A 23,695-nucleotide genomic window follows, 5' to 3' on the forward strand; every position below is an offset into this window, starting at 1 on the left:
CAATATTGAGTATACTAATGTCAAGTAATAAAATTAAATTTTTTTATTTATTTATATTTAGTCTATATAACTAAAGAATATTATGTAAAATAATTTAGTTTTAAATTTTATTTTACATTTTTATACATTTTACCGTATAATTTATATGTTATAATTATTTATTTATCTTATAAACTTCATTAAATATAATTATATTTGCTATTTATATTAAATTTAATACATGTTTAATTATAAAAAATGTATAATTTGCGGATGATTGAAACAAGCGACATTTTCAACCTGCTTCATAACGCAGTTGAATCAAAAAATATCGGTAAAAAAATTTCTCAAGCGCAAATGGCAAAGCACCTAGGTGTTTCGATGAGGACATATCAAGACTGGAGGCTTGGCAACTCAAAGCCACAAGCCGCACTTGCTATATGCCAGTTGCTTTGTGAGCTTGACGAAGATGATATTTTGTTTGTAATAAAAAAGATGAAAAAATTAATAGGAGATAGTAAATGAACGGACTTACTCAAAAAGAGCGTATGGAGCTTGAAAGTGTTTTTTCTGCGATATGCACAAAAAAAGAGGGTAAATTTATACGTTTTTATAGAGAATTTTATTCACTTACTTTTAACAAAATAACACAAATAAAGCTTAAAGTAAAGAATGTAAGGATGTTGAAGAAGTTTTAAAAAGAATTTTAGACGTAAAATTTTGCGTTGTTTTACGCCTAAAATTTTAAAATTTATTCGCCGAATTTATAAACTATCTTGCCACTTTTGATAGTAACAACCGCGGCTCCCTTTAAATTTTTACCAAAAAGAGGTGAATTTATAGACTTAGAGCGATTTATCTTTTCGTCATAGATATACTCAATATCAGGATCTATCACAGCGATATCGGCTAGCATTCCTTCGGCTATGCGACCTTTGTCCTTTAAATTTAATATCTTCGCGGCATTTGCAGAAGTAAGCTCAACCATCCTTTCAAGACTTATCACGCCCTCTTTTACTAGCTTTAAGGTAAGTGGAACAAGAGTTTGAAGACCGATGATACCAAACGGGGCACGATCAAATTCTACTATCTTTTCATCATTATGATGAGGAGCGTGATCTGTGGCAATCACATCTACAAGTCCACTTTTTAAAGCCTCTCTGATAGCTTTTATATCGCTTATTTCACGAAGTGGAGGAGACATTTTAAAATTTGCGTCATAGGCATTTTGTAAAATATCATCATCGCTAAAACTAAAGTGATGAGGAGTGACTTCGCAAGTAATATTTATGCCTTCTTTGCGTCCCATTTCGATGATCTTTAGAGAATACTCCGAGCTTACATGCGCAATATGAATGTGCGCATTTGTTAATTTTGCAAGCAACATATCTCTGCTAACGGCTATCTCCTCTTTTTCTCTTGCCATACCTTTTAGTCCTAGTATCGCAGAAACTTTGCCCTCATGCATAACACCCTGACGACAAAACGAGCAGTCTTCAGAGTGGCTTATGCAAAAGCTACCAAACATCTTTGAATACTCAAGTGCAGCTCTCATGACGCTTGAGCTGCTAACAGGCAAGCCGTCATCACTAAAAGCCACCGCACCGGCTTCGATAAGATCGCCCATCTCAACAAGCTCCTTACCGCCAAGACCTTTACTAATGGCAGCTATTGGCATAAGGTCTATAAGTCCGCACTCTCGCGCTTTTCGTATCATCTCTCGCGTAATGGAAGCGTTGTCGTTTACCGGGTTTGTATTTGCCATGCAAAGACAAGTAGTAACTCCGCCAGCAACTGCCGCTTGTGAGCCTGATATGATATCATCTTTATACTCATACCCTGGATCTCTAAAGTGAACGTGCATATCAATTAGACCAGGCATTATAAATTTACCGCTAGCATCTATCTTAACATCGGCTTCTATCTCATCGCTTGTTATCTTTACGATCCTATCGCCTTCAATAAGGACGTTGGCTTTAAATTGTTCATTATTATTAACTATGGTTCCGTTTTGGATAGCTATTTTCATATTTATCCCCTATTTTTGATTAAGGTATTTAGTATAGCCATACGCATAGCTACACCACTTTCAACTTGATTTAAGATGACAGAGTGCTCGCCATCGGCAACATCCGAATTTAGCTCCACACCACGGTTAATAGGTCCGGGGTGCAAGACGATAGCATTTTTATTTGCCAAAGCTATGCGTTTTTTATTTAGACCAAAAAATTTAGAATACTCTCTTGAGCTAGGAAAAGACACGTCACCGTCGCCTCGTTCGAGTTGGATCCTAAGCATTATGATAACATCACTTCCCTCACACGCCTCTTCCATATTTTTACAAATATGAGCGTTAAAAACCTCTGCATTTTTTGGCATCATCATAGTTGGAGCAAAAATTTTTACATTCATACCAAGGGTGTTCATAGCCCAAGCATCAGAGCGAGCAACCCTGCTTCTAGCGATGTCACCTACTATCGCTACAGTAGTATTACTATCAAGGCTTTTGCCAAATTCCCTTAATGTAAAAAGGTCAAGCAGTGCTTGAGACGGATGTTCGTTCATACCGTCTCCCGCATTGACTATGGAAGCATCAGTGTGTTTGCTTGCAAGTTTTGCGGCACCTGAGCTTGGATGGCGAAGCACGATGATATCGCTCTTCATCGCTGCCATATTGTTCATCGTGTCAATTAGCGTTTCGCCCTTGTTTACGCTTGAGTTTGAGGAACTGAAATTTATAGTATCGGCTCCAAGTCTTTTGGCTGCTATTTCAAAGCTAGTACGCGTCCTGGTAGAATTCTCATAAAAAGCATTTATAGTGGTTTTACCACGTAGATAATCAACCTTTTTGATATCTTGTAAATTTAAATTTTTAAATTCCTTAGCAGCATCTAAAAAATATAAAATTTCATCAGTGCTAAGGTCTATCGTGCCGAGTAAATCCTTGCGTTTATAGCTCATTTTATCCCCTTTTGGATTATTTTTGCTCGCCAGCCCACATACAAGCAGGCTCGTATCCGCCCTCGCATGCCTTTTTAAACAATGCACGCGTTCTAGCCTCGTCTTTTATTTTATCTTTTGTTAATCCATAAGCTTGCATCTCAGCTAGTTTTGCGCACGCAATAGGCTCGTTTTCATCGCACATTTTAGTAAAAATTCTCTCAGCCTGCTCGTTATCTTTTTTAACACCATCTCCGTTAAAAAGCATAATAGCATTCATCGTGCAAGCTTTTTTTACACCCTCTCCGCACGCTCTATTATAAGCAGTATAAGCCTGCGCAAATTTACCGTCTTTATAAAGCTCTACAGCCTCATCAAAATTTGCATTTGCACCAAAAGCAAGTGCACCTAAAACTAAGAAAGTTAGTAATTTTTTCATGTTTTTCCTTTATTAAATTTTATTTTTCAAATAGTTTTGGATGTTTTTTCTTCATAAACTCGACTATCGCTATAACCTCGTCAACACCTTGTGCATCTGAATTTTCAAGCGCATCGTCTATACACTCCACATAAACTCCAGCAGCCTCTTCAAGCTTTGACTTTTTAACTCCAGCATAGTGAAGCAATCCTTCTAAAACTACACTAAGCTCGTAACTTAGCTCCTCAACGCTCACGTCTTCTTCTCTCATAATGCCTCCTGTGTTTTTTTATTTATCAACTCTACGACTTGTGTTTTTATCGCTTCATAGCTAAAACCGTCTTTGAAATTTGCAAACATTCCGCCACTTGCGTTTACATGTCCGCCTCCTCCTACTAGATGTTTTGCCATCGCACTTACATCGACTTTTCCATTTGCTCTAAAGCTCATTGTTTTTTTATTTGTAATGTCTATGAAAAAGTCAAATTCAGGATTTGCCACTAAAAAATCATTGCCTATAACGGAAGTATTTCCTATATTATATGTCAAAATTCCTCTAAATTCATTATAATTTATGCTAAATTTTTCTTTGTTTTCACTAAGTAAATTTACGACATAGTTTGATATGAGATTACTTAATGTATCGTCTTTATTAAATTTAAAAAACTCTTTTTTTATGGCATGTATTTGCATATCAAGCCCGATATAGTCGTTCTTTTCATTAAAAAATTCCGCGGCATGTTTTAAGAGATGAAACTGATAAAGCGTATTTTCACGCTCAAACATTATCTTGTTTATCTCTTTTGCGTTTGCAACAAGACCCAAACACACCTTTCCCATTTCGAAATTTTTATCATCTTTTAGCCAAATATCAACAGCATTTACAACGTCGCTAAATTTTTTAAGCTCTTCGTTTTCTTTAAACATTGCAGCAAAAAAGTCATGAGTTATCTTTGTGGCACATCTTGAACTATCTAAGAAATACCACTCAAAAGCGCTTGCGCACTCGGCTCCACTTTGATGATGATCGAGTAAGAAAATTTTAGCATTTTTACCCTCTAGCTTTTGAGAAAAGTCCGCGCATTGAGCCATCGTTAAATTTAGATCCGTGATTAAAATAATGCTTTTTTTATCATCAAGATCAGATACGATTTGGTTAAATTTCTCATCGATCTCTCGTCCGTAATTTGAGTTGCTAAATTTTACGTTATTAAAATAAAAATTCGTAATAACCTGCGCACCGTATCCGTCAAGATCGGTATGCGACAAATGATAAATTTTCATTATTTTCCTTTTATAAATTTTCTATTTCTATCACGCCGATTGTTTCAAAAGGCGTATTTGCGGAAATTTCCGCAAAGCTAAGCACGACTATATCGATGCCAAAATTTGAGCAGATATTGGCTATAAATTTACGCAAACTAGGTTCAACGCAAATTATCATAGGTCCATGATGGCTTATAGGTCGTTTCTCTCGCTCTCTTCTTAAGGCTTGGACGATAGATGAAGTCTGGGCGACATTTATCATGAGGTGATAAGCGCCGTCTTTGTACTGAACTGCGTCCATTAACTTTTGTTGGTTGCCGGCATCAAGGATATAAAAGCTAAGCTGGCCTTTTTCATCGACATAAAGCGAAGTTATCGCACGAGCAAGCGCAGCACGGACATGCTCGATTATCATGTCTAAATTTTTAGTAACCTCGGCTATATCACCGATGGCTTCAAGTATACTAAGTAGATCTTTAATGGGTATCGCATCTTTAAGCAGGGCTTTAAGCACCTTTTGTATAAGGCTTATCGGAGCTATACGCAATGTATCTTCAACAACCACAGGATAGTCTGTTTTTAGTTTATCAAGTAAATTTTGCGTCTCTTGACGCGTTAAAAGTTCGGCTGAGTTTTGTTTGATAAGTTCACTCATATGAGTGCTTATCACGCTTGCGGGATCAACTATCGTATATCCGCTAAGTATGGCGTCTTCTTTTGTGTTTGCGTCTATCCATAAGGCATCAAGTCCAAATGCCGGCTCTTTTGTGGGAATTCCCTCTATATCCTCACTCACAAGTCCGCTATCCATAGCCAGAAATTTATCCGCATAAATTTCACCCTGACCTATCACGACACCTTTTAGCTTAAACCTATACTCATTTGGAGGAAGTTGCAAATTATCCCTGATACGAATTTTGGGCATCAAAAAGCCAAATTGAGAAGCGATATTTCGGCGCATGGCACGAATTCTCTCTATAAGATCGGCATCGGCTAGTTTTAACAAGCCATAACCAAGATCTAGTTCTAAAATTTCAAGTTTTAAGATATCGTTTATCTTGGTCTCTTCCTCTCTTGCTATCTCTTCATCGCTTTTTTTAGCCGGTTTTGCGGCACTTGCACCATGAGCGATTTGACCTGCTGTGCCGCCTTGTGCACCCTGGGCGGACTTAGCTTTGGCAGATCCTGCAGCAGGGATCATTATGTGTCCGTCTTTGGTTTGTTTTATAATATATCCAAGACCCAAAAATAGCACCGCTATAAAACCCAAAGAAAGTGTTGGAAGTCCTGGAACTAGGGCAAACATAAAAAGTATAAAGCCAACGATTAATAATGTTTTATAATCGCCCAAGAGCTGGTTTATCGAGCCTTCGGCAAAGTTATCACTCTCCTTACTTGCACGTGTTATGATAATGGCTGTTGCAGTAGAGCTGATAAGCCCCGGAATTTGGCTAACCAAACCATCTCCGATAGTTAATATCGTATAGTACTGCGCCGATGTTGCCATATCAAGATCATGCTGAAAAGCGCCTATGGCAAAGCCGCCTATGATGTTTATAATCGTGATGATGATCCCAGCTACGGCATCACCTTTTATAAATTTAGACGAACCATCCATTGCGCCGTAAAAATTTGCCTCCGCAATAACAGCTTCACGTCTTTCTCTTGCGGTTTTTTCATCGATCAAACCGGCGTTTAAGTCGGCGTCTATCGCCATTTGTTTTCCGGGCATCGAGTCAAGCGTAAAACGAGCTTGAACCTCTGAAACACGAGTTGAGCCTTTTGTTACGACCATGAAATTTATAAGCACCAAGATACAAAAAACTATAACGCCTATAACATAATTTCCACCGACGACAAACTGCCCAAAACTTGATATGATCTCACTTACCGCCTCTGGTCCATTGTGTCCTTCGCTAAGTATCATACGAGTTGTAGCGATATTTAGCGAAAGACGAAAGAGCGTGATAATAAGTATAAGTGTCGGAAATGTCGTAAGATCAGTTGGCTTTGGCACATAGATGGATATTAAAATGATCAAAACCGAAATTGAGATCGAAAGCGCAAGGAAAAAATCAAGAACTCCAGCAGGAAGCGGAACGATAATAATGGCCAAAATCGCCACGATTACGCCAACGATACTTAGACTTTTAAAACGTAAAATAGGGGCTAAAAATGGCGCAACTAGAGTTAAGATGGTGTTTTTTTGCTTTGCCAAGATTACTTCTTGATAATATCGCTTAGTTTTATATCATCAAGCATCTCATCAACTTTGCTTTGAAGAGTGCTAAACATAGACCAAATTTGACACGTTGAAGCCCTTTGCGAAGAACAGCCTTCGGCAGAGCCGGAGCACTCAAATACGCTCATGGGACGCTTTTCTGCGCATTCTATTACTTTTTTAACACTAACAGTAGTTGGATCACACTCAAGTGTGAAACCGCCGTTTGCGCCTTTGTAGGATTTTAAAATTTTTTCTTTTGCTAAATTTTGTAAAATTTTGGCTAAAAAACTTTTTGAAATTTGTAATTCGTTTGATATCGTATCAACATCTACCGGAGATGATTTTTGAGATATTAGTATAAGCGATAGCAGTGCGTATTCACTAGCTTTTGTAAAAAGCACATTTTCTCCTTCGAAAGTATAATCAGCTAGATATTTTATAAAAAATTTGCTAGATTTTTACTTAACCATAAAAGCGTCAAATATGCGTCAAAACTATTTTATTTTAATTAAAAACATCACTTTATCTATTTTTATGTTTTTTATGATATAATCGCCGTCTAATTTTAAATCACCAATCAGGAGGTCATCATGGCTTTGGATTCGGCTAAAAAAGCGGAAATAGTTGCGAAATTCGCCAGAAAAGAGGGAGATACAGGTTCTCCGGAAGTTCAAATAGCACTTCTTTCAACTCGTATTGCAGAACTTACAGAACACCTTAAGGTTTTCAAAAAAGACTTCTCTTCACGTCTAGGTCTTTTAAAACTAGTCGGTCAAAGAAAAAGACTTTTAAAATATCTTAAAAACAAAAACTACGCTACTTATTCTAAGTTAATCGTAGAATTAGGCATAAGAGATAAATAACAAAAATTTCTAAGAGAGTTTCTCTCTTAGATCTTATTTAGACGCTACAAAACTAACAAAATTCCCCCACTTAAACACACTTTCGATACGCTTAAATCCTGCATTTAAAACCATTTGGCGATTTTCATCTTCGGTATACGGGATAAGAACATTTTCTAAAGCTTCACGTTTTTGCGCTATCTCGTAACGAGAATACCCCTGCCCTGCTTTATAGTTTTCATAAATTTCTATTATATTTTTTGCAAATTTCTTATCTTCGTAAATTATCTTTTCGCTAAAAACAAAAATTCCGTTCTCATTTAAACCATCATAAATTTTAGATATAAACTCGGCTCGTTTTATAGGGCGGATAAATTGTAATGTATAATTTAATATCACCGCATCAAAGCCTGAAATTTCACACTTTAAAATATCATCTGTTTTAAAATTTATCCTTGCGCCAAAAGCCTTAGCTTTTTTTTGGGCATTTTCAAGCATGGCTTGTGAGTTATCTACTCCATAAAGCAAAAGATCTTGCCTAAAGGCAAAAAGAGCTAAAAGCGAAGTTGCGGTCGAACAACCAAGATCGATAACTTTGGCATTTTGCGGTAAAGCTTTGGCCAAAATTTCACTTATCAGCTTAACGCTAACATCATAAAACGGCACGCTGCGCCCTATCATATCATCAAAAACACTAGCAACCGAAGCATCAAATTCAAACTGTTTTTTTATCGGTTCTTTAAAAATTTCATCTCTCATTTTTGACTCATTAAAAATAATTCACAAACTCCGCTAAACTGTTTTGCTTGCTCTATGTCTTTTTTTATCTGCTCTTTGAGCTCGGCGAGGCTGTTAAATTTTTTATTTTCACGAAGCGCCTTAACAAAACAAACCGCGATACGCTCCGCACTTGGATGAACCTCCTCGCCGATGATGTGAGTTTCAACGCTAAAAGCGCCATCTGTGCTAACGCGGTTGCCCACAAACGTAACAGAGCCGTAAGTCTTATAGCCTATCCTAGTTCTTGTGGCATAAACTCCCGCCTTTGGCAGCAAGTAGCTCTGGATACGTAAATTTAGTGTAGGAACAAGCTCTTTTGCTCCGATGCCTTGCCCTTTTACGACATCACCCTCTATCGAATACTCGCGTCCTAAAAGTGCATTTGCATGGGCTATCTTGCCATCTTTGATGTATTCACGTATGGTAGAGCTATGCACACCCATTTCGTTAAAACAATACTCATCAACAACATCAACCTCTCCATCAAAAATACGCATCAAATCGCGCTTGTCCCAAGCTCTATTTCTTCCAAACCTAAAATCAAATCCGACGACTATCTTTTTTAAATTTTTAAAATCGCGCTTTAAAAGAGCGATAAACTCTTCGCCGCTAAGTCCTTTAATGCTTTCAAAATCATACAAAAAACACGGATAGCTTGAGTATTCAGCGCGTTTTAACTTTGGCGTGATATTAGCTTTATTTTTATCGATTATAACAAGTCCGCCGTATTGACCAAGCCTTTTTAAAAGCTGTTTATGACCGCGATGAATACCGTCAAAATGCCCTATCGCAACCGCTGTTATGTTATCTTTTGTTAAAAGTGTAGAAAAATTCGGCATTTCCTTCCTTTCCTTTTATCTCGCACTCCATTGTATCAAGAAGCGTCCAACCAAACTTTGCGCACGCGAGTTCAAATTTTTTCATCGCAAGTAAGACTGCATTTTTATCGGTTACAACGCCTTTTTTGTTGCGTTTTACATCTTTTCCTACTTCAAATTGAGGTTTAAAAAGTATGATGATCATCGCGTTTCTATCGGCGTTTCTATCAATAGCCTCTAAAATTTCAACCACAGATATAAAGCTAACGTCACAGGTAATAAGCTCGAATTTATCACTGCTTTTAAAGAGACGAACATCTGTATTTTCATAAATTTTAACGCGCTCGTCTTTGCGCAAGCAAGTATCCAACTGGTCACTTCCAACATCAACACCAGTGACGCTTTTTACGCCATTAGCCAGCAAGATCTGCATAAACCCGCCTGTGCTAGAACCTATATCAAGGGCATTTTTGCCATAAATTTCAATTTTTTTGCTTTTTAGGTAGCTTTTTAGTTTTAATGCCCCTCGCCCAACGTAAATTTCATCAAGAAGCCCCACTTTTCCGCCTTGCACGTCAAGGCTAACCTTATCGCAAATTTCATCATTTAGTGCGATCTTGCCGTTTTTTATAAGCTCGCTTGCCTTGTTTCGGCTGATATTTAACTCTTGCGCGACGTATAAATCAAATCTCATTTTTCATGCTTTCATATCGCTCTTCATCGATCACACTTACGCCAAGTTCAAGTGCTTTATCAAGCTTGCTACCTGCTTCGCTACCTGCTAAAACAAAGTCTGTTTTTTTAGAAACCGAGCCGGCAACCTTGGCTCCGTAGCTTTCTAGTTCGCTTTTAAACTCATCGCGTGAGCGACTCAAAGTACCCGTTATAACAAAGGTTTTGCCGCTAAAGGCGTTTGTTTTTATCTCTAGTTTTAAAGCTACGGGCTTAACGATCCCCGCTAGCTCTTTGATACTTTGGTGATTTACTTCGATAAATTCGATCAAGCTTTTAGCCATTTGCTCGCCAAAACCCTCTAAATTTTTAACCTCATCATAGCTTGCCTCAAGCCATCTATCTCCAAAAATCTGCTCTATCTTTTTAGCCGCAACCTCGCCGATATGCTCACATCCAAGCCCTGATATAAATCTTGCAAGGCTGGCGTTTTTGCTATCTTCTATAGCTTTTAGCAAATTGTTGATCTTTTTATCTTTAAAGCCTTCAAGTCCTATCAAGTCATCAAATTTTATCGAGTAGATGTCTATAACCTTTGAGATGATGCCCTTTTCATAAAGCAAATTTATGATAGCATCGCCAAGCCCGTCTATGTTTAGACATTTTTTAGAGGCATAATGAATGATTGAGTTTATTACTCTAGCCTTACAGTCTAAATTTTGACACTTTATAAAAACACCCTCATCAAGTAGATGTGAACCGCACTCAGGACAAATTTGAGGACGCATTATCGGTGTTTGCGTTCCATCTCTTCTTTCTTTGAATACTCCCGTTATCTTTGGTATGACATCGCCTGAGCGTATCACGCTTATCATGTCACCTCTCATAACCCCAAGGCGCTCTATCTCGTCAAAGTTATGAAGTGTTGCCGACTTTACGCGAGCGCCGTCTATAACAACCTCTTCAAGCACTCCAACCGGAGTTACGACACCGCTTCTTCCTACTTGAAGGGCAACATCAAGCAAACGCGTAGTTTTTTCTATGGCAGGAAATTTATAAGCTACCATGAATTTTGGAAATTTAACCGTATAACCAAGCTCCTCGCAACGCTGCAAATCATCAACCCTTACAACCATGCCATCCATCATGATGCTTTTTTCATCGCGCTTTGCCAAAAGCTCCTTGTAAGCATCATCAAGCATATCGGTGGTTAAAATTTTAAAAAATTCATCCTGTTCAAAGCCCAAATTTCTAACAAAATTCATAATCTCGCTATGGCGCGTAAAATTTAAGCTATTTTCACCAACCCCCCACGGGATAAATAAAAGTTTACGCTTTGCCGTTACAGCACTATCAAGCTGCCTTAAACTACCTGCAGCTGCATTTCTGGGATTTGAAAGTGGCATTTCGCCATCCTTTGCCCTTTGCTCATTTATCATATCAAAGTCATCTTTTTTTATAACGACCTCGCCTCTAATTTCTATTCGTTTATCGTAATCTATCCTCAAAGGAATGGACTTTATCGTTTTGGCGTTATTTGTCACATCTTCTCCGACCACGCCGTCCCCCCTTGTGATGGCTCTAACCAAAACTCCGTCTTCATAGAGTAAATTTAAGCTAGCTCCGTCAAATTTAGGCTCAACAACAAAGCTTAAATTTTCTTTTTCGCCGCGTTTTATCCATGCCATAAGTTCTGCATGGGTAAAGATGTCTTCCATGCTCCACATGCGTTTTATATGAGAGGCTTTGCTAAAACCCTCACTCACTCCTCCTCCAACACGAGTAGTAGGAGAAAATATCGAAATATCTTTTGGACTTAACCTTTCATACTCTAAAATTTCATGATACAGCCCATCATACTCTTCGTCGCTAGCAATCGGCTCGTCAAGCTCGTAATACGCCTTTGCCCAAGAATTTAACGTCTCAACGGCATTTTCATACTCTGTTTTTGTCATTATCAAGCCTTATCCTGCCATAAATTTACATTTTGCATCCCGCTATGCAAAGCAAACATCTGCACATGCTCGCCAACATCGTGAGTGCGGATTATACTTGCTCCGTTTTCATAGGCTTTTAGATGTAGATAAAGCGAGCCCGGAAGCCTGTCTTTGACATCTGTTTTTACATAGTGATTTATGACTGATTTTCTGTTTGCGCCGATTAAAAGCGGATATCCAAAATGCAAAAAATGCGAAAGATGTTTGATTAAAAGCATATTTTGTTCAGCAGTCTTGCCAAATCCTATCCCGACATCTAAAATTAATTTCTTAGCACCAAGTGCTGTTGCTCGCTCTATTTTTTGAGCAAAAAATTCATCTATCTCGCCCATCAAGTCGTCATAATGCGGAGCGATTTGCATTGTCGCAGGATCACCAAGCATATGCATCATGCAAAATTGCGCATCATATCTTGCAGCAAGAGAGGCTAAATTTTCATTTGCGGTTATATCATTTATCACGCTAAAGCCGTGATTTAGAGCAAATTCCAGGCAGTACTCATCAAAACTATCAAGGCTAAACTCAACCTTTTCGTATAATTTTTGCCTATAAATTTCACTAACAATATCTTTTATGCGATCAAATTCCTCATCTCTTCCTGGATAAACGCTTCCAGGTCTTGAGCTTACGCCGCCAAGATCGATATATCTAGCACCTTGCTCTATCATCTTTTCTATACGGGAAATTCCATTATCGCCCGTTATGCGACTGTTTTCGTTAAAGCTATCTTTATTTATGTTTAAAACACCCATGATCTGGGCTTGTCTTGGTTTAACAAAACTTTTACCTAAAAATACAGCCAAATTTTTAAGACCAAAATCCTGCAATTTCTCCTTCTTTGAAAGTGCTTGAAATTGCGCATTTGTACCCATTAAAAGCGCAGAAGAATTTAACTGCATGCCAAATATCGTATCCTTGTGCGTAACAAGCTCAGCTCCAACGCTAATGACATCTTGCTTTAGGATATTTGCCGCAGGAGAGCGGATATCATCGATTAGTACAAAATTTAATTCGCTCTTTTTTGACATTATATTTATCCCGCCAGGGCTTGGTTTTATGTATTCACAAAGTGCGTTAAAGTCGGAATTTTCGTTTATTTTATAAAATTTCAAGGACGTCCCTTTTGTAAAATAATCAACATTAAAGGAGTAAGCAGTTGCGTGCATTTAGCATTCAAGTCGGCTAAAATCATCAGCTTATAAAAATATTCAAGCTCATCCGCGCTAAATTTAAATCCGGCTTCACAGGCTTTAATGATCACAGTGCTTATAAGCGATTTTAGTTCGTTTTTATCGAAATTTTCAGAACGCTCAAGCTCTATATACTCATCTATAAATTTCATAACATCTTTTAAATCAAGGCTTTTTAGGTTTAAATTTATATCCATTTGCTTCGGTTTTTCAAGTCTATTCTCAACGATCATACGCGAACGAATAGTTTGTAAAAGTAAATTTTTAGAGTTTGTTGCGATTAAAAATTTAACATTTCTAGGGGGTTCTTCGATGATTTTTAGAAGCGAATTTTGCGCTTCTGTTTTGTAGTTTTTTGCCATTATAACCAGAAGTTTTTCTTCTTTTTCCGCTATATAGGCTTCGTTTACGACCTCTTTTGCATTTTCTAGCAAAAAATCATCGCTAATAAAAAATCTTAAATTTTTACTCTCAAACTCATTTTCAAGCTCTAATTGCAAAGAGCTAAAATCGTTTGTTATAACGATTTTATTAAGCATTTACAAAACAACCTTTGCAAAAAGTACCGCATCGATACTTTTATCAAAAAGTCTAAATAAAGTTATAAGTTTTATGTCTAAATTTTCATCATTTGAGCTTAGATAAAAGCTATTTTGCGCCTGCTCATCAAAGAGCCACATATAGCTATCGTCAGCACCCTTTGCGATCTGAGATCTTTTATCGACGCTTTTTCCGATGTAAAAATACACATATCCGTTTGGAAAAGCAAGGCTTAACATATCCTCAAGAAGTAAAATTTGTTCTTTAGAGTTTATTTCATCAAGCATTGGATAAAGCGCACGAAGGCTAACAAACGGCAAAAGCGGTCTTGCGCTTGAGGCTCTGTTGATCTTTTTAATCAAATACTCCTCAAACCAAGTCCTCTCGTCGTCCGTTATAACGATAAAAGTCCTGCCATCAAGGAGGTATTTTAGTCTTGAAGCCAAAAGAGGAGTCCATTCAACCCTTCGCTCCTCCATCCAACTCATAAGCGATCCTTCGTTTCTGATCGCTTCGAGTGTCCATTTTATGAGATCTTGCATTATTTATCTAGCTTATACGCTTCATGCAATACACGCACTGCAAGTTCACCGTATTTTTGATCCACAACTAAAGAAATTTTTATCTCACTTGTGGAGATCATTTGTATGTTTATGCCCTCTTTTGCAAGCGTCTCAAACGCTAAACACGCTACGCCACTATGACTTTTCATACCAACGCCCACGATAGAAACTTTAACTATCGCATCATCATACTCTACGTGTTTTGCGGCATTTAGTTTCTGCATAGTTTCTTTTGCTATTTCAAGCTCGTTTTGAGGCACCGTAAAGCCTAAATTTGTTGTTCCGTCAAGCCCTACATTTTGTATAATCATATCCACATTTATATTTTCATTTGCCAAAGCGGTAAAAATTTCAGCAGCTATGCCCGGTTTATCAACCACACCGCGTAAAGTTACTCTTGCTTGATTTTTATCTAGTGCTATTCCGCTTACTAAAACTGCTTCCATACTATCCTCCTGAGTTATTAATGTTCCTTCGTTGTGGTTAAAGCTACTTCTTGTTACTAGCTTGACGTTAAGTTTTTTGGCCATCTCTACAGAGCGGTTTTGAAGCACTTTTGCTCCGGCACTTGCAAGCTCCAACATCTCGTCATAGCTGATCTTTTCAAGCTTTCTGGCCTTTTTTTCTATCCTAGGATCGGTAGTATAAACACCATCTACATCTGTAAAAATTTCACATAGATCAGCCTTTAAGGCTCCCGCAAGCGCAACTGCGCTAAGGTCGCTTCCGCCACGACCTAAGGTTGTTATATTGCCGTGCTCATCTATGCCTTGAAAGCCTGCTACCACAACTATCTTGCCTGAATTTAGTTCTTTTTTTATACGTTTTGTGTCTATTTTTTCAATGCGAGCTTTTGTATGAATATCATCGGTGATTATGCCTGCCATTGCACCGGTTAAACCGACTGCTTCATATCCTTTTGCATTTAAAGCTATGGATAGTATCGCCGTAGTTACTTGTTCGCCAGAGCTTAAAAGCATATCCATAGCAACACCGTCTGGATGTTTTGAAAAATGCTCGCCGTATTCTACAAGTTGGTTTGTAACGCCACTCATCGCAGACACTACCACCACCACGTCTGCTCCCGCATTTTTGGTTTCTATTACGCGATTTGCCACCGCTTCGATACGCTCAAGCGTTCCGACGCTCGTTCCGCCAAATTTTTGAACAATCAGCATTAAAAAAATCCTTTCTCTTTAAAAAAACTTAAAGCCTTGATATAAATAGGCTTTTTAAAGTGGTTTATCTCATCAAGTACATTTTTGACATTTATAAATTTAAATTCGTTAAATTCCGGGTGCTTTGTATTTAAATTTACTCTTGCATTCGACTTTAGACGAACTAAAAAATACTTTTGCGTCTGCCCATCAAACGGATACAATTTCTTTTTTGCATTAATCGGAAAATCATAGCTAAGCCACTCTGGATACTCGTATAAAATTTCAACATCACGAGTTCCGATCTCCTCCTCAAGCTCTCTTAAAAGCGCGTCTTTAGGTTCTTCGCCCTTGTCTATGCCTCCTTGCGGAAACTGCCATACATCACTCAAATCAACCCTGCGAGCTACAAAAATTTCACATTTAAACGGATATGCACTTGAAAGAATGACAGCTGCAACATTTGGTCTGTAGTTTTTCTGCATCTTCCTTGCCCTATTTATAAATTTTTGGCTTTGATTTTAACCAAATTCGGCTTTAAATTTATTTAGGCTAAAATACAAAAAATTAAGAAAGAGAAAATTTGTTACTTTATATACACATTCCATTTTGCGAAAGCAAATGCCATTACTGCGCATTTGGCTCAGTCGTAGGCAAAGATAATCTAGCTAAAAGTTATTTTGATGCGTTACTAAAAGACTTGAAATTTCAAATTCAAAAATTTAAGATAAGAAATTTTAAAAGCGTGTTTATCGGTGGAGGGACTCCAAGCGCCGTTGATGCCAAATTTTACGAACCGCTTTTTGAGCAGATTTTATCTTTTTGTCAAAAAGATTGCGAGATAACAAGCGAGGCAAATCCAAACTCAGCAGATACAAACTGGCTTACACAAATGCGAAACTTAGGGGTTAATCGCATAAGTTTCGGCGCTCAAAGTTTCTTTGAAGACAAGCTAAAATTTCTAGGAAGAACACACGATGCAAAGCAAATTTATCAAGCCGTTAAAAATGCTAAAATTTCAGGCTTTAAAAATATCAATATAGATTTGATTTACGGCACGAAATTTGACACAAAAAAAAGACTCTCCAAGGAGGTTGAAAACATTAAAAATTTAGAAATTTCACACGTTAGTGCTTACTCGCTAACACTTGAACCAAATACTCCGTTTTTTCGTAAAAACGAGTATAAAAAGGATAGCCCGATACTGGCTAAATTTATAATGAATGAGATAGAAAATATCGGCTTAAAGCAATACGAAATTTCAAATTTTGGCGAAATTTGCAAGCATAACCTAGGGTATTGGCAAGGTAAGGACTATGCAGCCATAGGCGCTTATGCAGTTGGCTTTTGTGATGATTTTCGATTTACCGCATGTGCAAATTTAGAGAAATTTATAGCAGATCCCACACAAAAAACATACGAAATTTTAAGTAAAAACGATATGAAATTTGAAAGGATCTTTCTAGGAGCAAGAAGTATCGTAGGCATAGAAGCTTCGTGGCTCAATAAACACGAGCAAGAGCGAGCGGAAATTTTAAGAAAAAGCCGAAAATTAGCCTTTAAAGACGGCAAATACTTTGTTAAAAATTTCCTACTTGCAGACGAGATCGCATTATTTATCGTCGGCTAAAAAATTTATTTAACTTTGAGCAAAATAAAGCTAAAATGTTGAGCTTAATTTAATAAAATAGGGACAAAAATGTTTGGTATGAGTTTTTCGGAAGTACTTATAATAGCCGTGATAGCAGTCTTAGTTCTTGGACCTGAGAAGCTTCCTGACACGATGATACAGATAGCTAAATTTTTCAAAATGCTCAAAAAAGGCGTGAATGACGCCAAATCAACCTTTGATCAAGAGATGAAGATAGCAGAACTAAAAGAAGATGCTAAAAAATACCGCGAAAATTTAGAAAAAACCACTGAAAACGTGCGAAAAAAACTAACTTTTGAAGAGCTTGATGCTTTAAAAAGCGGTGTAAACGATATTACGGGTGGGTTAAACGATGCCGTTAGCGGAGTAAAAAAGGCTGTTGATAGTGTTAAAAACCCTACCGAAGCTATAAAAGACGCAGTTTTAGGCAGCGGTGAAAGCCCTAAACAAGACACTCAAAGCCAAAACAGTATTAAAACCGAAAACAAAAATATAGAAAATCAAAACAAAGAGGCATAATGTTTGAAGAGTTAAAACCGCATTTAGTTGAACTTAGAAAGAGGCTTGGTCTTAGCGTAGCAAGCGTTATTCTTGCTTTTGTTGTTTGTTTTACGGTTTGGAACCCGATCCTAGCATGGATGACCGAGCCTTTAAAGGCCGTCTTACCGGATGGAAGTAACATCATCTTTACGCAAGTGCAAGAGCCGTTTTTTACGGCGATGAAAGTTGCATTTTTTGCCGGACTTATCGTTTCTTTGCCTATTATATTTTGGCAGTTTTGGCTATTTGTAGCACCCGGACTTTATGAAAACGAGAAAAAATACGTCGTTCCTTTTGTGCTTGCGGCAACGATAATGTTCTTATGCGGTGCGGCTTTTTGTTACTACGTAGTTATACCGCTTGGCTTTACGTTTTTGGTAAATTTTGGCGGACAACTCTTTACCGCACTTCCTAGTATCGGCGAATACGTGGGATTTTTTACCAAACTTTTAGTGGCATTTGGTATCGCCTTTGAGCTTCCTGTTATAACATTTTTCTTTGCAAAACTTGGTCTTGTTGATGACATCATGCTTAAAAAATACTTTAGATACGCAGTTGTTATTATATTTATCTTTTCAGCTATCGTTACTCCGCCTGATGTTATAAGCCAATTTTTAATGGCATTTCCACTTATGGGTCTTTATGGTCTTTCTATACTTATCGCCAAGTCGGCAAACAAAAAAGAAGAGGACGAAGAGCCCGCACAAGAAAACGAGAAATGAAAGATATAAACGACATTCTTAGTTACGATTATAATCTCCCGCCAAGCCTTATCGCAAGCGAACCTATCTTACCAAAAGAAGAGGCTCGCTTACTAGTTTATCTTAAAGATAAAGACGAGATACATCACCTTAAATTTAAAAATTTAGCAGAGCTTATACCAAAAGATACCGCGGTTATATTTAATGATACAAAAGTTATAAAAGCACGAATTTTAGGATATAAACAAAGCGGTGGGGCTTGCGAAATAATGCTTAACCAACCACTTGGAGAGAACAAATTTAGCTGTTATATCAGAGGCAGGGTTAAAGAAAATTCTATCTTAAATTTTGATAATGGCATAAGTGCAAAAGTTTTAGCTTTAAACAGCGACGGCACGCGTGCGGTTAAATTTTATAGATCAAATTTGGAACTAAGCGCATCGGATCTTTTTTGCGAACTTGAAAAGATCGGACATGTGCCACTACCGCCATATATAAAACGAGCCGACACTAAAGATGATGAGAGCTGGTATCAAAGTATATTTGCTAAAACCAGCGGAGCTGTAGCCGCGCCGACTGCAAGCTTGCACTTTAGCGAGGACATGATAGATAACATCAAAAAAGATCATGAAATTTCATATCTAACTTTGCACGTGGGAGCAGGAACATTTAAAGGCGTAGAGTGTAATAATATCAAAGATCATATCATGCATTCTGAATTTTATGACATACCGCAAAACACCCAAGAGCTTATAAAAAGCGATAAGAAAATTTTAGGAGTTGGCACAACCGTAACTAGGTGCGTGGAAGAATTTGCCAGAAGCAATAGCGCAAGCGGATTTTGCAAGTTGTTTTTAAATTTAAACAACCCGCCGATCCGACAAAACTATTTACTTACAAATTTTCATCTACCAAAATCAACTCTAATAATGCTCGTAACAAGTTTTATCGGCCTTGAAAAAACAATGCAAATTTATCAAACCGCTATCAATGAAAAATACCGTTTTTACTCATACGGAGATGGGATGCTTATCATATGAAACTTAAAGAGATAGACTTTATAGAAAGAATAAATTTATTCTTAGAGACCATATACTACGACGGCGAGAGACATGCGAATACCATACTTTTCGAATACGACCCATCATATCCGCGTGTATATAAGATAGACGCTTCTAATACGATAAAATGTATAGAAAATTTGACTAAAATTTTTCTTTTTTTTCAAAGTGAATGTGAAATTTTAATCAAATTTAAACTAGCCAACTATAATACAAATAGGATCCTTTTTAATATCCTAATCTCATCAAGCGAACGACTTAAAGAATTTGACCAAGAACTACTAAACGCGGCAAAAGAGTATGGTGATAAAGCCGGTATCATCATACGACAAGATAAAAACGGCAACTTTATCCTTGATATAGAAGTCGAGTTGGCTTCCGACGCACAACCCACAAAAAGCCTTGACATCAATAATCAAGCTATGAAAAACTACAACGCCATAATTGCTTACGACAATAAAAACGGCTTTAAAATCCTCTCAAATCAACTAAAATTTATAGGTATAAACGTAAAGCCAAGCAGTGACTATGAAAGCTTAAAACAACACATTACAGACGCTATATATAACCCTGATCTAGTCTTTGTCCAAAAGGTATTTTTAGAAGATGAGCAAAATTTAAACGAACTACTAAAATTTAAAAAGATGAAACATTTTTGCATAGTAGCGATTTGCGAAACAGATGAGATCTTTAAGCCAGAAATCAAACAAGAACTCATCATCTTAAGAGAACCATACTCTTATGATATCTTGCGAGCAGTGCTTGATATGTGTTATGAAAGAAAAGAAAGAGTTAGGGGCGGAGTGTTAAACAACTCCTAAGTATCGCTTAAGTATAACCGCAGCAGCCATGCTGTCAAGCTTCCCGTCGCGCTTTGTATCTGTATAAATTTCACTCGCCTCAAAACTACTTAAACTCTCATCTTGATAGACTATGCGCCCGCCAAATTCAAGAAGTGATACAAAATGTTCTATCCTACGCCTCATCTCATCCTCACTACTTCCGCCAAGCGGTAAGCCTACAACTAAAACATTTACTCCATACTCTGCAACTCTTTGCGACACGTCACGAGCGGCTTGGTTGCGATTTTTACGAAGTATGGGCTCTTGGGGCAAAACAACTTGCCCTACTCCAAAGGCAACACCTATCCGCTTAAGCCCAACATCTATCGCCATAAATTTTTCATTCATATCTTACTTTTTACCTTTAAATTTATAATCTCCACTAAGCCTTCCAATTCGTATTCGTAAATTTTATCGCCAAATTTTGCAAGTGCCTTTTCAAGCGAAACAAAGTCTTTACAAAATTCTAAAATATCATCATTTCGTGCAGGCGTTTTGTTTAGACAAAGTCCAAATTGCGAAGAAAATTCATCAAAATCATTTATCAGTTTTGCCTTACCTTTTGCTAAAAGCATATTTGTCCCCTCGCTTTCACCCATTCGTTGAGGCAGGACAAATACTGGAACGCCAAGCTCTCCGGCAAGTCTGGCACTTTGCATGGAGCCGCTTTTTAAGTCTGCCTGGGCTACCACAAGAGCTTGCGAGAGAGCGACTACTATGCGGTTACGCTCAAGAAATTTATATCCTATGGCAGGCGAGCCTGGGCTGTATTCGCTTAGTGCTAGCCCCTTATCATAAATTTCTTTTATAAATTTTGAATTTGAACTAGGATAAAAGGTATCAAGCCCAGTCGCAAAAACTCCGATCGTTAAGGGCATGGCGGCTTTATGTGCAGCTATATCGACGCCCAGTGCACCTCCGCTTACCACGCAAACATTATGGTTTTTAAGACTTGCACAAAGTCTAGCAACGCACTCTTTTGTATAGACACTGGCTTTTCTTGAGCCCACAACCGCTACTTTTGGCATGGCTAAAAGATCTATATCACCCTCATAGTAAAGCTCTTTTGGAGGATTTGTAAGCCTATCTAACTTACTTATAAATTTATCTTTTGCTAGAATTTTCATAAAATTTCTTTAAGATAAACCACTTCTACATCTTTTAAGATGGTGTTTTTGCTCTCTTTAATGATGTCTATAGTGTTTTTCTTAGGATGACCGATAGCTATAGCGTAAGAGCGTTTTTTGGCTATCCTTACGGCATTTTCAAGCTCTCTTTTTACGGCTGATCTTGATGGGTCATCGTCTAAAAATACATCTCTCGAGATGTATGGTTTTGAATATTTGCTTACGACTTTGGCAACTACGCTTGTGCCTATAGTTCGACTATCTACAAATACAAAATTTTGACTTAAAAGCGCACGATAAGCCCTGTCCATAGCATCGAAATTGCTCGTAAATTTTGACCCGGTGTGATTATTTATATATACCGCCTTTGGAAAGTCAGCTCTTATCTTTTTAACCCTCTCAAGCATACTTTCATAACTATCTGTTACATTTAAAGTGCCGATCTCGGGTCTTTTAAAATTTTTAGCTTGCATAGGAAGATGTATCATAAAAAACTCAAAACCTTGGGCTATCTTTGGCGTATCAGGGTGAGCCTTGGTTGCCGGAAATATAGAAGGAGTTAGTTTAAGTCCGGTTGAGCGTATCATATTTACATGTTCAAAAGTCGCCACGTCGTCTATTATAATAACAAGTTTTGGCTTTCCAAAAAGGCTTTTTGTAGGTGTGAGTGGCACAAAAGCCTCCTCTTTGGGCAGTGGCTTTTTATCGGATTGAGTTGCTTGTTTTGCGGTTTTGTTTTCATCTTTTTTTGAAATTTGCTTTTCTTGTATTTTTTCTTGAGGTATTTTTTTACTAACGTTATCTTCATTAAATTTATCTTGTGTTTTTACCGGCGACTCTTTTTTTGTATCTTTTTCAACATCTTTTATTTCGTGCTTTATCGATGCATTTACTTCGGTTTCATCTTTTTGTTTTTGATAAATTTGAGGCTTTTGATTTTTAAAAATTTCATCTTTGTTTTTTGGGTCTATAAAAATTTTAGTTAAATTTTCATCTTCATCAAATTTTACTACCTTATGTTGTTTTTGGACGGGTTTTTTTATATCTTCAACCCTTTTATCGGTTATGGTAGTTACATTTTTTACATTTATAGTGGTTTGATTTATATTTGCTGTTTTGTCTGATTTTTGGTTGAGCGCGACTATCAGTGTTATGATGATAAGCAAGGATAAAAGCGCGATACCAAGAAATGTTTTATTTAAAGGACGCCCTTTGAGGGATTTTTTAGAGCGCCCTTTTGTGGTCTTTTTTTTATTCAAGACTTAGTTTTTGTTTTGGTCTACGATTTTGCCGGCACTTATCCAAGGCATCATCGCGCGAAGTTTTTTGCCTGTTTGATTTAAAAGACTTCTTTCAGCTATGCCACGCTCTGCGTTCATTTTTACATAGCCGGCTTTTCTTTCTAGGATGAAATTCTTAGCAAAAGTTCCGTTTTGGATCTCTTTTAAAATTTCTTTCATAGCCTTCTTACTGTTTTCATCAACTACTCTTGTGCCACTTACGTAATCACCGTATTCAGCAGTATTTGAGATAGAGTAACGCATGTCAGCCATTCCGCCTTGATACATTAGATCAACGATGAGTTTTAACTCATGCAAACACTCAAAGTATGCCATCTCAGGCTCATATCCGGCTTCAACAAGTGTTTCAAAACCTGCATTTACAAGTGCACATAAACCGCCGCAAAGAACTGCTTGCTCTCCAAAAAGATCTGTTTCAGTTTCATCTTTAAATGTAGTTTCGATGATGCCTGTTCTGCCACCGCCAATAGCTGAAGCATAGCTTAACGCGATAGCTTTTGCCTGCCCGCTAGCGTCTTGATCAACAGCGATTAGATCAGGTATACCGCCTCCGCGAACAAATTCACTTCTTACAGTATGACCAGGTGCTTTTGGGGCGATCATTATAACATCTATGTTTGCAGGAGCTTTTATCTGTCCAAAATGAACGTTAAATCCATGTCCAAACGCGATAGCAGCGCCGTCTTTTAGGTTAGGCTTGATCTCGTTTTCAAAAATTTCAGCTTGAAGCTCATCGGGAGTTAATATCATAACTACGTCTGCGTCTTTTGTAGCATCTGCCACACTTTTAACTTCAAAGTTTTTAGCCTCTGCTTTTGCCCAGCTTTTTCCGCCTTTTGCTAGTCCGATAACTACCTTTACACCGCTATCGCGTAGGTTCTCCGCATGTGCGTGACCTTGTGAACCAAAACCAACGATAGCAACTTTTTTACCCTGAATAAGACTTAAATCACAGTCTTTGTCATAATAAATATTAACAGCCATATTTTCTCCTATATAAAATTTTGGCATAGATTATACAATTTACGAACTCAAATATCGCTGAAGTCGCAAATTTTATATCCTTTAAGTTTTATAACAAGCCAT

28 protein-coding genes are annotated in these 23,695 nt (G+C 37.5%); 8 read left to right on the top strand and 20 right to left on the bottom strand.

Features of this window, described 5'->3' with window-relative positions:
- Positions 1-252 precede the first annotated feature (252 nt).
- Together CCAL9328_RS00485 and CCAL9328_RS00490 are read left to right on the top strand one after the other, a co-directional pair.
- Positions 253-504 carry a helix-turn-helix domain-containing protein gene (locus CCAL9328_RS00485; protein ID WP_169936468.1) on the top strand — a complete coding sequence of 84 codons (252 nt, stop codon included), beginning with the start codon at positions 253-255 and terminating at the stop codon, positions 502-504.
- Complete coding sequence (locus CCAL9328_RS00490; RefSeq protein ID WP_169936466.1) at positions 501-677, top strand: hypothetical protein; 177 nt, start codon at positions 501-503, stop codon at positions 675-677. Before CCAL9328_RS00485 ends, CCAL9328_RS00490 begins: the two co-directional genes overlap by 4 nt.
- Positions 678-730: 53 nt before the next feature.
- Here the strand turns inward: CCAL9328_RS00490 and CCAL9328_RS00495 are convergent, their stop codons facing one another.
- Genes CCAL9328_RS00495 through CCAL9328_RS00525 form a run of 7 tightly spaced genes read right to left on the bottom strand, consistent with a single transcriptional unit; the run spans position 731 to position 7,228 of the window.
- On the bottom strand, positions 731-2,008 hold the full coding sequence (locus CCAL9328_RS00495; protein WP_169999713.1) for a dihydroorotase: 1,278 nt from the start codon (positions 2,006-2,008) through the stop codon (positions 731-733).
- 2 nt (positions 2,009-2,010) lie between these two features.
- Positions 2,011-2,940 carry an aspartate carbamoyltransferase catalytic subunit gene (locus CCAL9328_RS00500; protein ID WP_169999715.1) on the bottom strand — a complete coding sequence of 310 codons (930 nt, stop codon included), beginning with the start codon at positions 2,938-2,940 and terminating at the stop codon, positions 2,011-2,013.
- A gap of 16 nt (positions 2,941-2,956) precedes the next feature.
- Positions 2,957-3,358 carry a tetratricopeptide repeat protein gene (locus tag CCAL9328_RS00505; RefSeq protein WP_169999717.1) on the bottom strand — a complete coding sequence of 134 codons (402 nt, stop codon included), beginning with the start codon at positions 3,356-3,358 and terminating at the stop codon, positions 2,957-2,959.
- Between the two features lie 19 nt (positions 3,359-3,377).
- Positions 3,378-3,608 carry a hypothetical protein gene (locus CCAL9328_RS00510; protein ID WP_169972154.1) on the bottom strand — a complete coding sequence of 77 codons (231 nt, stop codon included), beginning with the start codon at positions 3,606-3,608 and terminating at the stop codon, positions 3,378-3,380.
- Entirely contained in the window at positions 3,605-4,621 is a 1,017-nt protein-coding gene (locus tag CCAL9328_RS00515) for a DHH family phosphoesterase (protein WP_169999719.1), read from the bottom strand. The genes CCAL9328_RS00510 and CCAL9328_RS00515 overlap by 4 nt, the downstream gene beginning before the upstream one ends.
- A gap of 10 nt (positions 4,622-4,631) precedes the next feature.
- Entirely contained in the window at positions 4,632-6,821 is a 2,190-nt protein-coding gene (gene flhA / locus CCAL9328_RS00520) for a flagellar biosynthesis protein FlhA (protein WP_169999721.1), read from the bottom strand.
- A 2-nt stretch (positions 6,822-6,823) separates the two neighbouring features.
- Positions 6,824-7,228 (bottom strand): RrF2 family transcriptional regulator, encoded by a 405-nt coding sequence (locus CCAL9328_RS00525; protein ID WP_169936451.1) that lies wholly within the window; start codon positions 7,226-7,228, stop codon positions 6,824-6,826.
- Positions 7,229-7,417: 189 nt separating this feature from the next.
- Between CCAL9328_RS00525 and rpsO the strand changes: the two genes are divergently transcribed.
- Positions 7,418-7,690: a 30S ribosomal protein S15 gene (rpsO, locus tag CCAL9328_RS00530; protein WP_169936449.1), complete on the top strand. Its 273-nt coding sequence runs from the start codon at positions 7,418-7,420 to the stop codon at positions 7,688-7,690.
- A 33-nt stretch (positions 7,691-7,723) separates the two neighbouring features.
- On the opposite strand, the gene cmoA is transcribed toward rpsO, so the two are convergent.
- The 9 genes from cmoA to CCAL9328_RS00575 are packed head-to-tail and all read right to left on the bottom strand — an operon-like array spanning position 7,724 to position 15,871.
- Positions 7,724-8,428, bottom strand: coding sequence for a carboxy-S-adenosyl-L-methionine synthase CmoA (gene cmoA, locus CCAL9328_RS00535; RefSeq protein ID WP_169999723.1), 705 nt, complete (start codon positions 8,426-8,428; stop codon positions 7,724-7,726).
- Positions 8,425-9,288 carry a bifunctional riboflavin kinase/FAD synthetase gene (locus CCAL9328_RS00540; protein ID WP_169936443.1) on the bottom strand — a complete coding sequence of 288 codons (864 nt, stop codon included), beginning with the start codon at positions 9,286-9,288 and terminating at the stop codon, positions 8,425-8,427. The genes cmoA and CCAL9328_RS00540 overlap by 4 nt, the downstream gene beginning before the upstream one ends.
- On the bottom strand, positions 9,254-9,961 hold the full coding sequence (gene tlyA / locus CCAL9328_RS00545; protein WP_169936441.1) for a 23S rRNA (cytidine-2'-O)-methyltransferase TlyA: 708 nt from the start codon (positions 9,959-9,961) through the stop codon (positions 9,254-9,256). The genes CCAL9328_RS00540 and tlyA overlap by 35 nt, the downstream gene beginning before the upstream one ends.
- The gene (gene ligA / locus CCAL9328_RS00550; protein ID WP_169999725.1) at positions 9,951-11,894 is read right to left on the bottom strand and encodes an NAD-dependent DNA ligase LigA; all 1,944 of its coding nucleotides are present in this window, start codon (positions 11,892-11,894) and stop codon (positions 9,951-9,953) included. The genes tlyA and ligA overlap by 11 nt, the downstream gene beginning before the upstream one ends.
- Before the next feature lie 2 nt (positions 11,895-11,896).
- Complete coding sequence (gene folP / locus CCAL9328_RS00555) at positions 11,897-13,048, bottom strand: dihydropteroate synthase (RefSeq protein ID WP_169999727.1); 1,152 nt, start codon at positions 13,046-13,048, stop codon at positions 11,897-11,899.
- Entirely contained in the window at positions 13,045-13,665 is a 621-nt protein-coding gene (locus tag CCAL9328_RS00560) for a DNA polymerase III subunit delta' (protein ID WP_169936435.1), read from the bottom strand. The genes folP and CCAL9328_RS00560 overlap by 4 nt, the downstream gene beginning before the upstream one ends.
- Entirely contained in the window at positions 13,666-14,208 is a 543-nt protein-coding gene (locus tag CCAL9328_RS00565) for a HobA family DNA replication regulator (protein ID WP_169936433.1), read from the bottom strand. It lies immediately after the preceding gene.
- Positions 14,208-15,407 (bottom strand): aspartate kinase, encoded by a 1,200-nt coding sequence (locus tag CCAL9328_RS00570; RefSeq protein WP_169936431.1) that lies wholly within the window; start codon positions 15,405-15,407, stop codon positions 14,208-14,210. The genes CCAL9328_RS00565 and CCAL9328_RS00570 overlap by 1 nt, the downstream gene beginning before the upstream one ends.
- Positions 15,407-15,871, bottom strand: a complete 465-nt coding sequence (locus CCAL9328_RS00575) for an RNA pyrophosphohydrolase (RefSeq protein WP_169936429.1) — start codon at positions 15,869-15,871, stop codon at positions 15,407-15,409. The genes CCAL9328_RS00570 and CCAL9328_RS00575 overlap by 1 nt, the downstream gene beginning before the upstream one ends.
- Before the next feature lie 98 nt (positions 15,872-15,969).
- Between CCAL9328_RS00575 and hemW the strand changes: the two genes are divergently transcribed.
- From hemW to CCAL9328_RS00600, 5 genes are all read left to right on the top strand, one after another.
- Positions 15,970-17,016 (top strand): radical SAM family heme chaperone HemW, encoded by a 1,047-nt coding sequence (hemW, locus tag CCAL9328_RS00580; protein ID WP_169972146.1) that lies wholly within the window; start codon positions 15,970-15,972, stop codon positions 17,014-17,016.
- Between the two features lie 69 nt (positions 17,017-17,085).
- Positions 17,086-17,556 carry a Sec-independent protein translocase protein TatB gene (gene tatB / locus CCAL9328_RS00585; RefSeq protein WP_169936425.1) on the top strand — a complete coding sequence of 157 codons (471 nt, stop codon included), beginning with the start codon at positions 17,086-17,088 and terminating at the stop codon, positions 17,554-17,556.
- Positions 17,556-18,299: a twin-arginine translocase subunit TatC gene (gene tatC, locus CCAL9328_RS00590; protein WP_169936423.1), complete on the top strand. Its 744-nt coding sequence runs from the start codon at positions 17,556-17,558 to the stop codon at positions 18,297-18,299. The genes tatB and tatC overlap by 1 nt, the downstream gene beginning before the upstream one ends.
- Positions 18,296-19,318 (top strand): tRNA preQ1(34) S-adenosylmethionine ribosyltransferase-isomerase QueA, encoded by a 1,023-nt coding sequence (queA, locus tag CCAL9328_RS00595; protein WP_169972145.1) that lies wholly within the window; start codon positions 18,296-18,298, stop codon positions 19,316-19,318. The genes tatC and queA overlap by 4 nt, the downstream gene beginning before the upstream one ends.
- Positions 19,315-20,160, top strand: coding sequence for a hypothetical protein (locus CCAL9328_RS00600; protein WP_169999729.1), 846 nt, complete (start codon positions 19,315-19,317; stop codon positions 20,158-20,160). The genes queA and CCAL9328_RS00600 overlap by 4 nt, the downstream gene beginning before the upstream one ends.
- Here CCAL9328_RS00600 and ruvX read toward each other — a convergent pair.
- The 4 genes from ruvX to ilvC are packed head-to-tail and all read right to left on the bottom strand — an operon-like array spanning position 20,146 to position 23,593.
- Positions 20,146-20,529 carry a Holliday junction resolvase RuvX gene (gene ruvX, locus CCAL9328_RS00605; RefSeq protein ID WP_169972143.1) on the bottom strand — a complete coding sequence of 128 codons (384 nt, stop codon included), beginning with the start codon at positions 20,527-20,529 and terminating at the stop codon, positions 20,146-20,148. The genes CCAL9328_RS00600 and ruvX overlap by 15 nt on opposite strands.
- A complete protein-coding gene (gene dprA, locus CCAL9328_RS00610; RefSeq protein WP_169972142.1) occupies positions 20,526-21,308 on the bottom strand; it encodes a DNA-processing protein DprA in 783 nt (260 codons plus the stop codon). The genes ruvX and dprA overlap by 4 nt, the downstream gene beginning before the upstream one ends.
- Positions 21,305-22,567 carry a divergent polysaccharide deacetylase family protein gene (locus CCAL9328_RS00615; protein ID WP_169999731.1) on the bottom strand — a complete coding sequence of 421 codons (1,263 nt, stop codon included), beginning with the start codon at positions 22,565-22,567 and terminating at the stop codon, positions 21,305-21,307. The genes dprA and CCAL9328_RS00615 overlap by 4 nt, the downstream gene beginning before the upstream one ends.
- A gap of 3 nt (positions 22,568-22,570) precedes the next feature.
- Positions 22,571-23,593, bottom strand: coding sequence for a ketol-acid reductoisomerase (ilvC, locus tag CCAL9328_RS00620; protein WP_169936411.1), 1,023 nt, complete (start codon positions 23,591-23,593; stop codon positions 22,571-22,573).
- Positions 23,594-23,695: the final 102 nt, after the last annotated feature.

This window comes from Campylobacter sp. RM9328 (assembly GCF_012978615.1).

What these genes read in the sequence shown, in the direction of transcription:
- CCAL9328_RS00575 (WP_169936429.1), bottom strand. Translation starts at nt 15,871, where the DNA reads ATGCAGAAAAACTACAGACCAAATGTTGCAGCTGTCATTCTTTCAAGT.
- dprA (WP_169972142.1), bottom strand. Translation starts at nt 21,308, where the DNA reads ATGAAAATTCTAGCAAAAGATAAATTTATAAGTAAGTTAGATAGGCTT.
- cmoA (WP_169999723.1), bottom strand. Translation starts at nt 8,428, where the DNA reads ATGAGAGATGAAATTTTTAAAGAACCGATAAAAAAACAGTTTGAATTT.
- tatC (WP_169936423.1), top strand. Translation starts at nt 17,556, where the DNA reads ATGTTTGAAGAGTTAAAACCGCATTTAGTTGAACTTAGAAAGAGGCTT.
- CCAL9328_RS00600 (WP_169999729.1), top strand. Translation starts at nt 19,315, where the DNA reads ATGAAACTTAAAGAGATAGACTTTATAGAAAGAATAAATTTATTCTTA.
- CCAL9328_RS00490 (WP_169936466.1), top strand. Translation starts at nt 501, where the DNA reads ATGAACGGACTTACTCAAAAAGAGCGTATGGAGCTTGAAAGTGTTTTT.
- queA (WP_169972145.1), top strand. Translation starts at nt 18,296, where the DNA reads ATGAAAGATATAAACGACATTCTTAGTTACGATTATAATCTCCCGCCA.
- ruvX (WP_169972143.1), bottom strand. Translation starts at nt 20,529, where the DNA reads ATGAATGAAAAATTTATGGCGATAGATGTTGGGCTTAAGCGGATAGGT.
- tatB (WP_169936425.1), top strand. Translation starts at nt 17,086, where the DNA reads ATGTTTGGTATGAGTTTTTCGGAAGTACTTATAATAGCCGTGATAGCA.
- CCAL9328_RS00560 (WP_169936435.1), bottom strand. Translation starts at nt 13,665, where the DNA reads ATGCTTAATAAAATCGTTATAACAAACGATTTTAGCTCTTTGCAATTA.
- CCAL9328_RS00500 (WP_169999715.1), bottom strand. Translation starts at nt 2,940, where the DNA reads ATGAGCTATAAACGCAAGGATTTACTCGGCACGATAGACCTTAGCACT.
- CCAL9328_RS00570 (WP_169936431.1), bottom strand. Translation starts at nt 15,407, where the DNA reads ATGCTGATTGTTCAAAAATTTGGCGGAACGAGCGTCGGAACGCTTGAG.
- CCAL9328_RS00495 (WP_169999713.1), bottom strand. Translation starts at nt 2,008, where the DNA reads ATGAAAATAGCTATCCAAAACGGAACCATAGTTAATAATAATGAACAA.
- CCAL9328_RS00540 (WP_169936443.1), bottom strand. Translation starts at nt 9,288, where the DNA reads ATGCCGAATTTTTCTACACTTTTAACAAAAGATAACATAACAGCGGTT.
- CCAL9328_RS00505 (WP_169999717.1), bottom strand. Translation starts at nt 3,358, where the DNA reads ATGAAAAAATTACTAACTTTCTTAGTTTTAGGTGCACTTGCTTTTGGT.
- rpsO (WP_169936449.1), top strand. Translation starts at nt 7,418, where the DNA reads ATGGCTTTGGATTCGGCTAAAAAAGCGGAAATAGTTGCGAAATTCGCC.
- ilvC (WP_169936411.1), bottom strand. Translation starts at nt 23,593, where the DNA reads ATGGCTGTTAATATTTATTATGACAAAGACTGTGATTTAAGTCTTATT.
- CCAL9328_RS00510 (WP_169972154.1), bottom strand. Translation starts at nt 3,608, where the DNA reads ATGAGAGAAGAAGACGTGAGCGTTGAGGAGCTAAGTTACGAGCTTAGT.
- CCAL9328_RS00515 (WP_169999719.1), bottom strand. Translation starts at nt 4,621, where the DNA reads ATGAAAATTTATCATTTGTCGCATACCGATCTTGACGGATACGGTGCG.
- CCAL9328_RS00485 (WP_169936468.1), top strand. Translation starts at nt 253, where the DNA reads ATGATTGAAACAAGCGACATTTTCAACCTGCTTCATAACGCAGTTGAA.
- CCAL9328_RS00565 (WP_169936433.1), bottom strand. Translation starts at nt 14,208, where the DNA reads ATGCAAGATCTCATAAAATGGACACTCGAAGCGATCAGAAACGAAGGA.
- ligA (WP_169999725.1), bottom strand. Translation starts at nt 11,894, where the DNA reads ATGACAAAAACAGAGTATGAAAATGCCGTTGAGACGTTAAATTCTTGG.
- tlyA (WP_169936441.1), bottom strand. Translation starts at nt 9,961, where the DNA reads ATGAGATTTGATTTATACGTCGCGCAAGAGTTAAATATCAGCCGAAAC.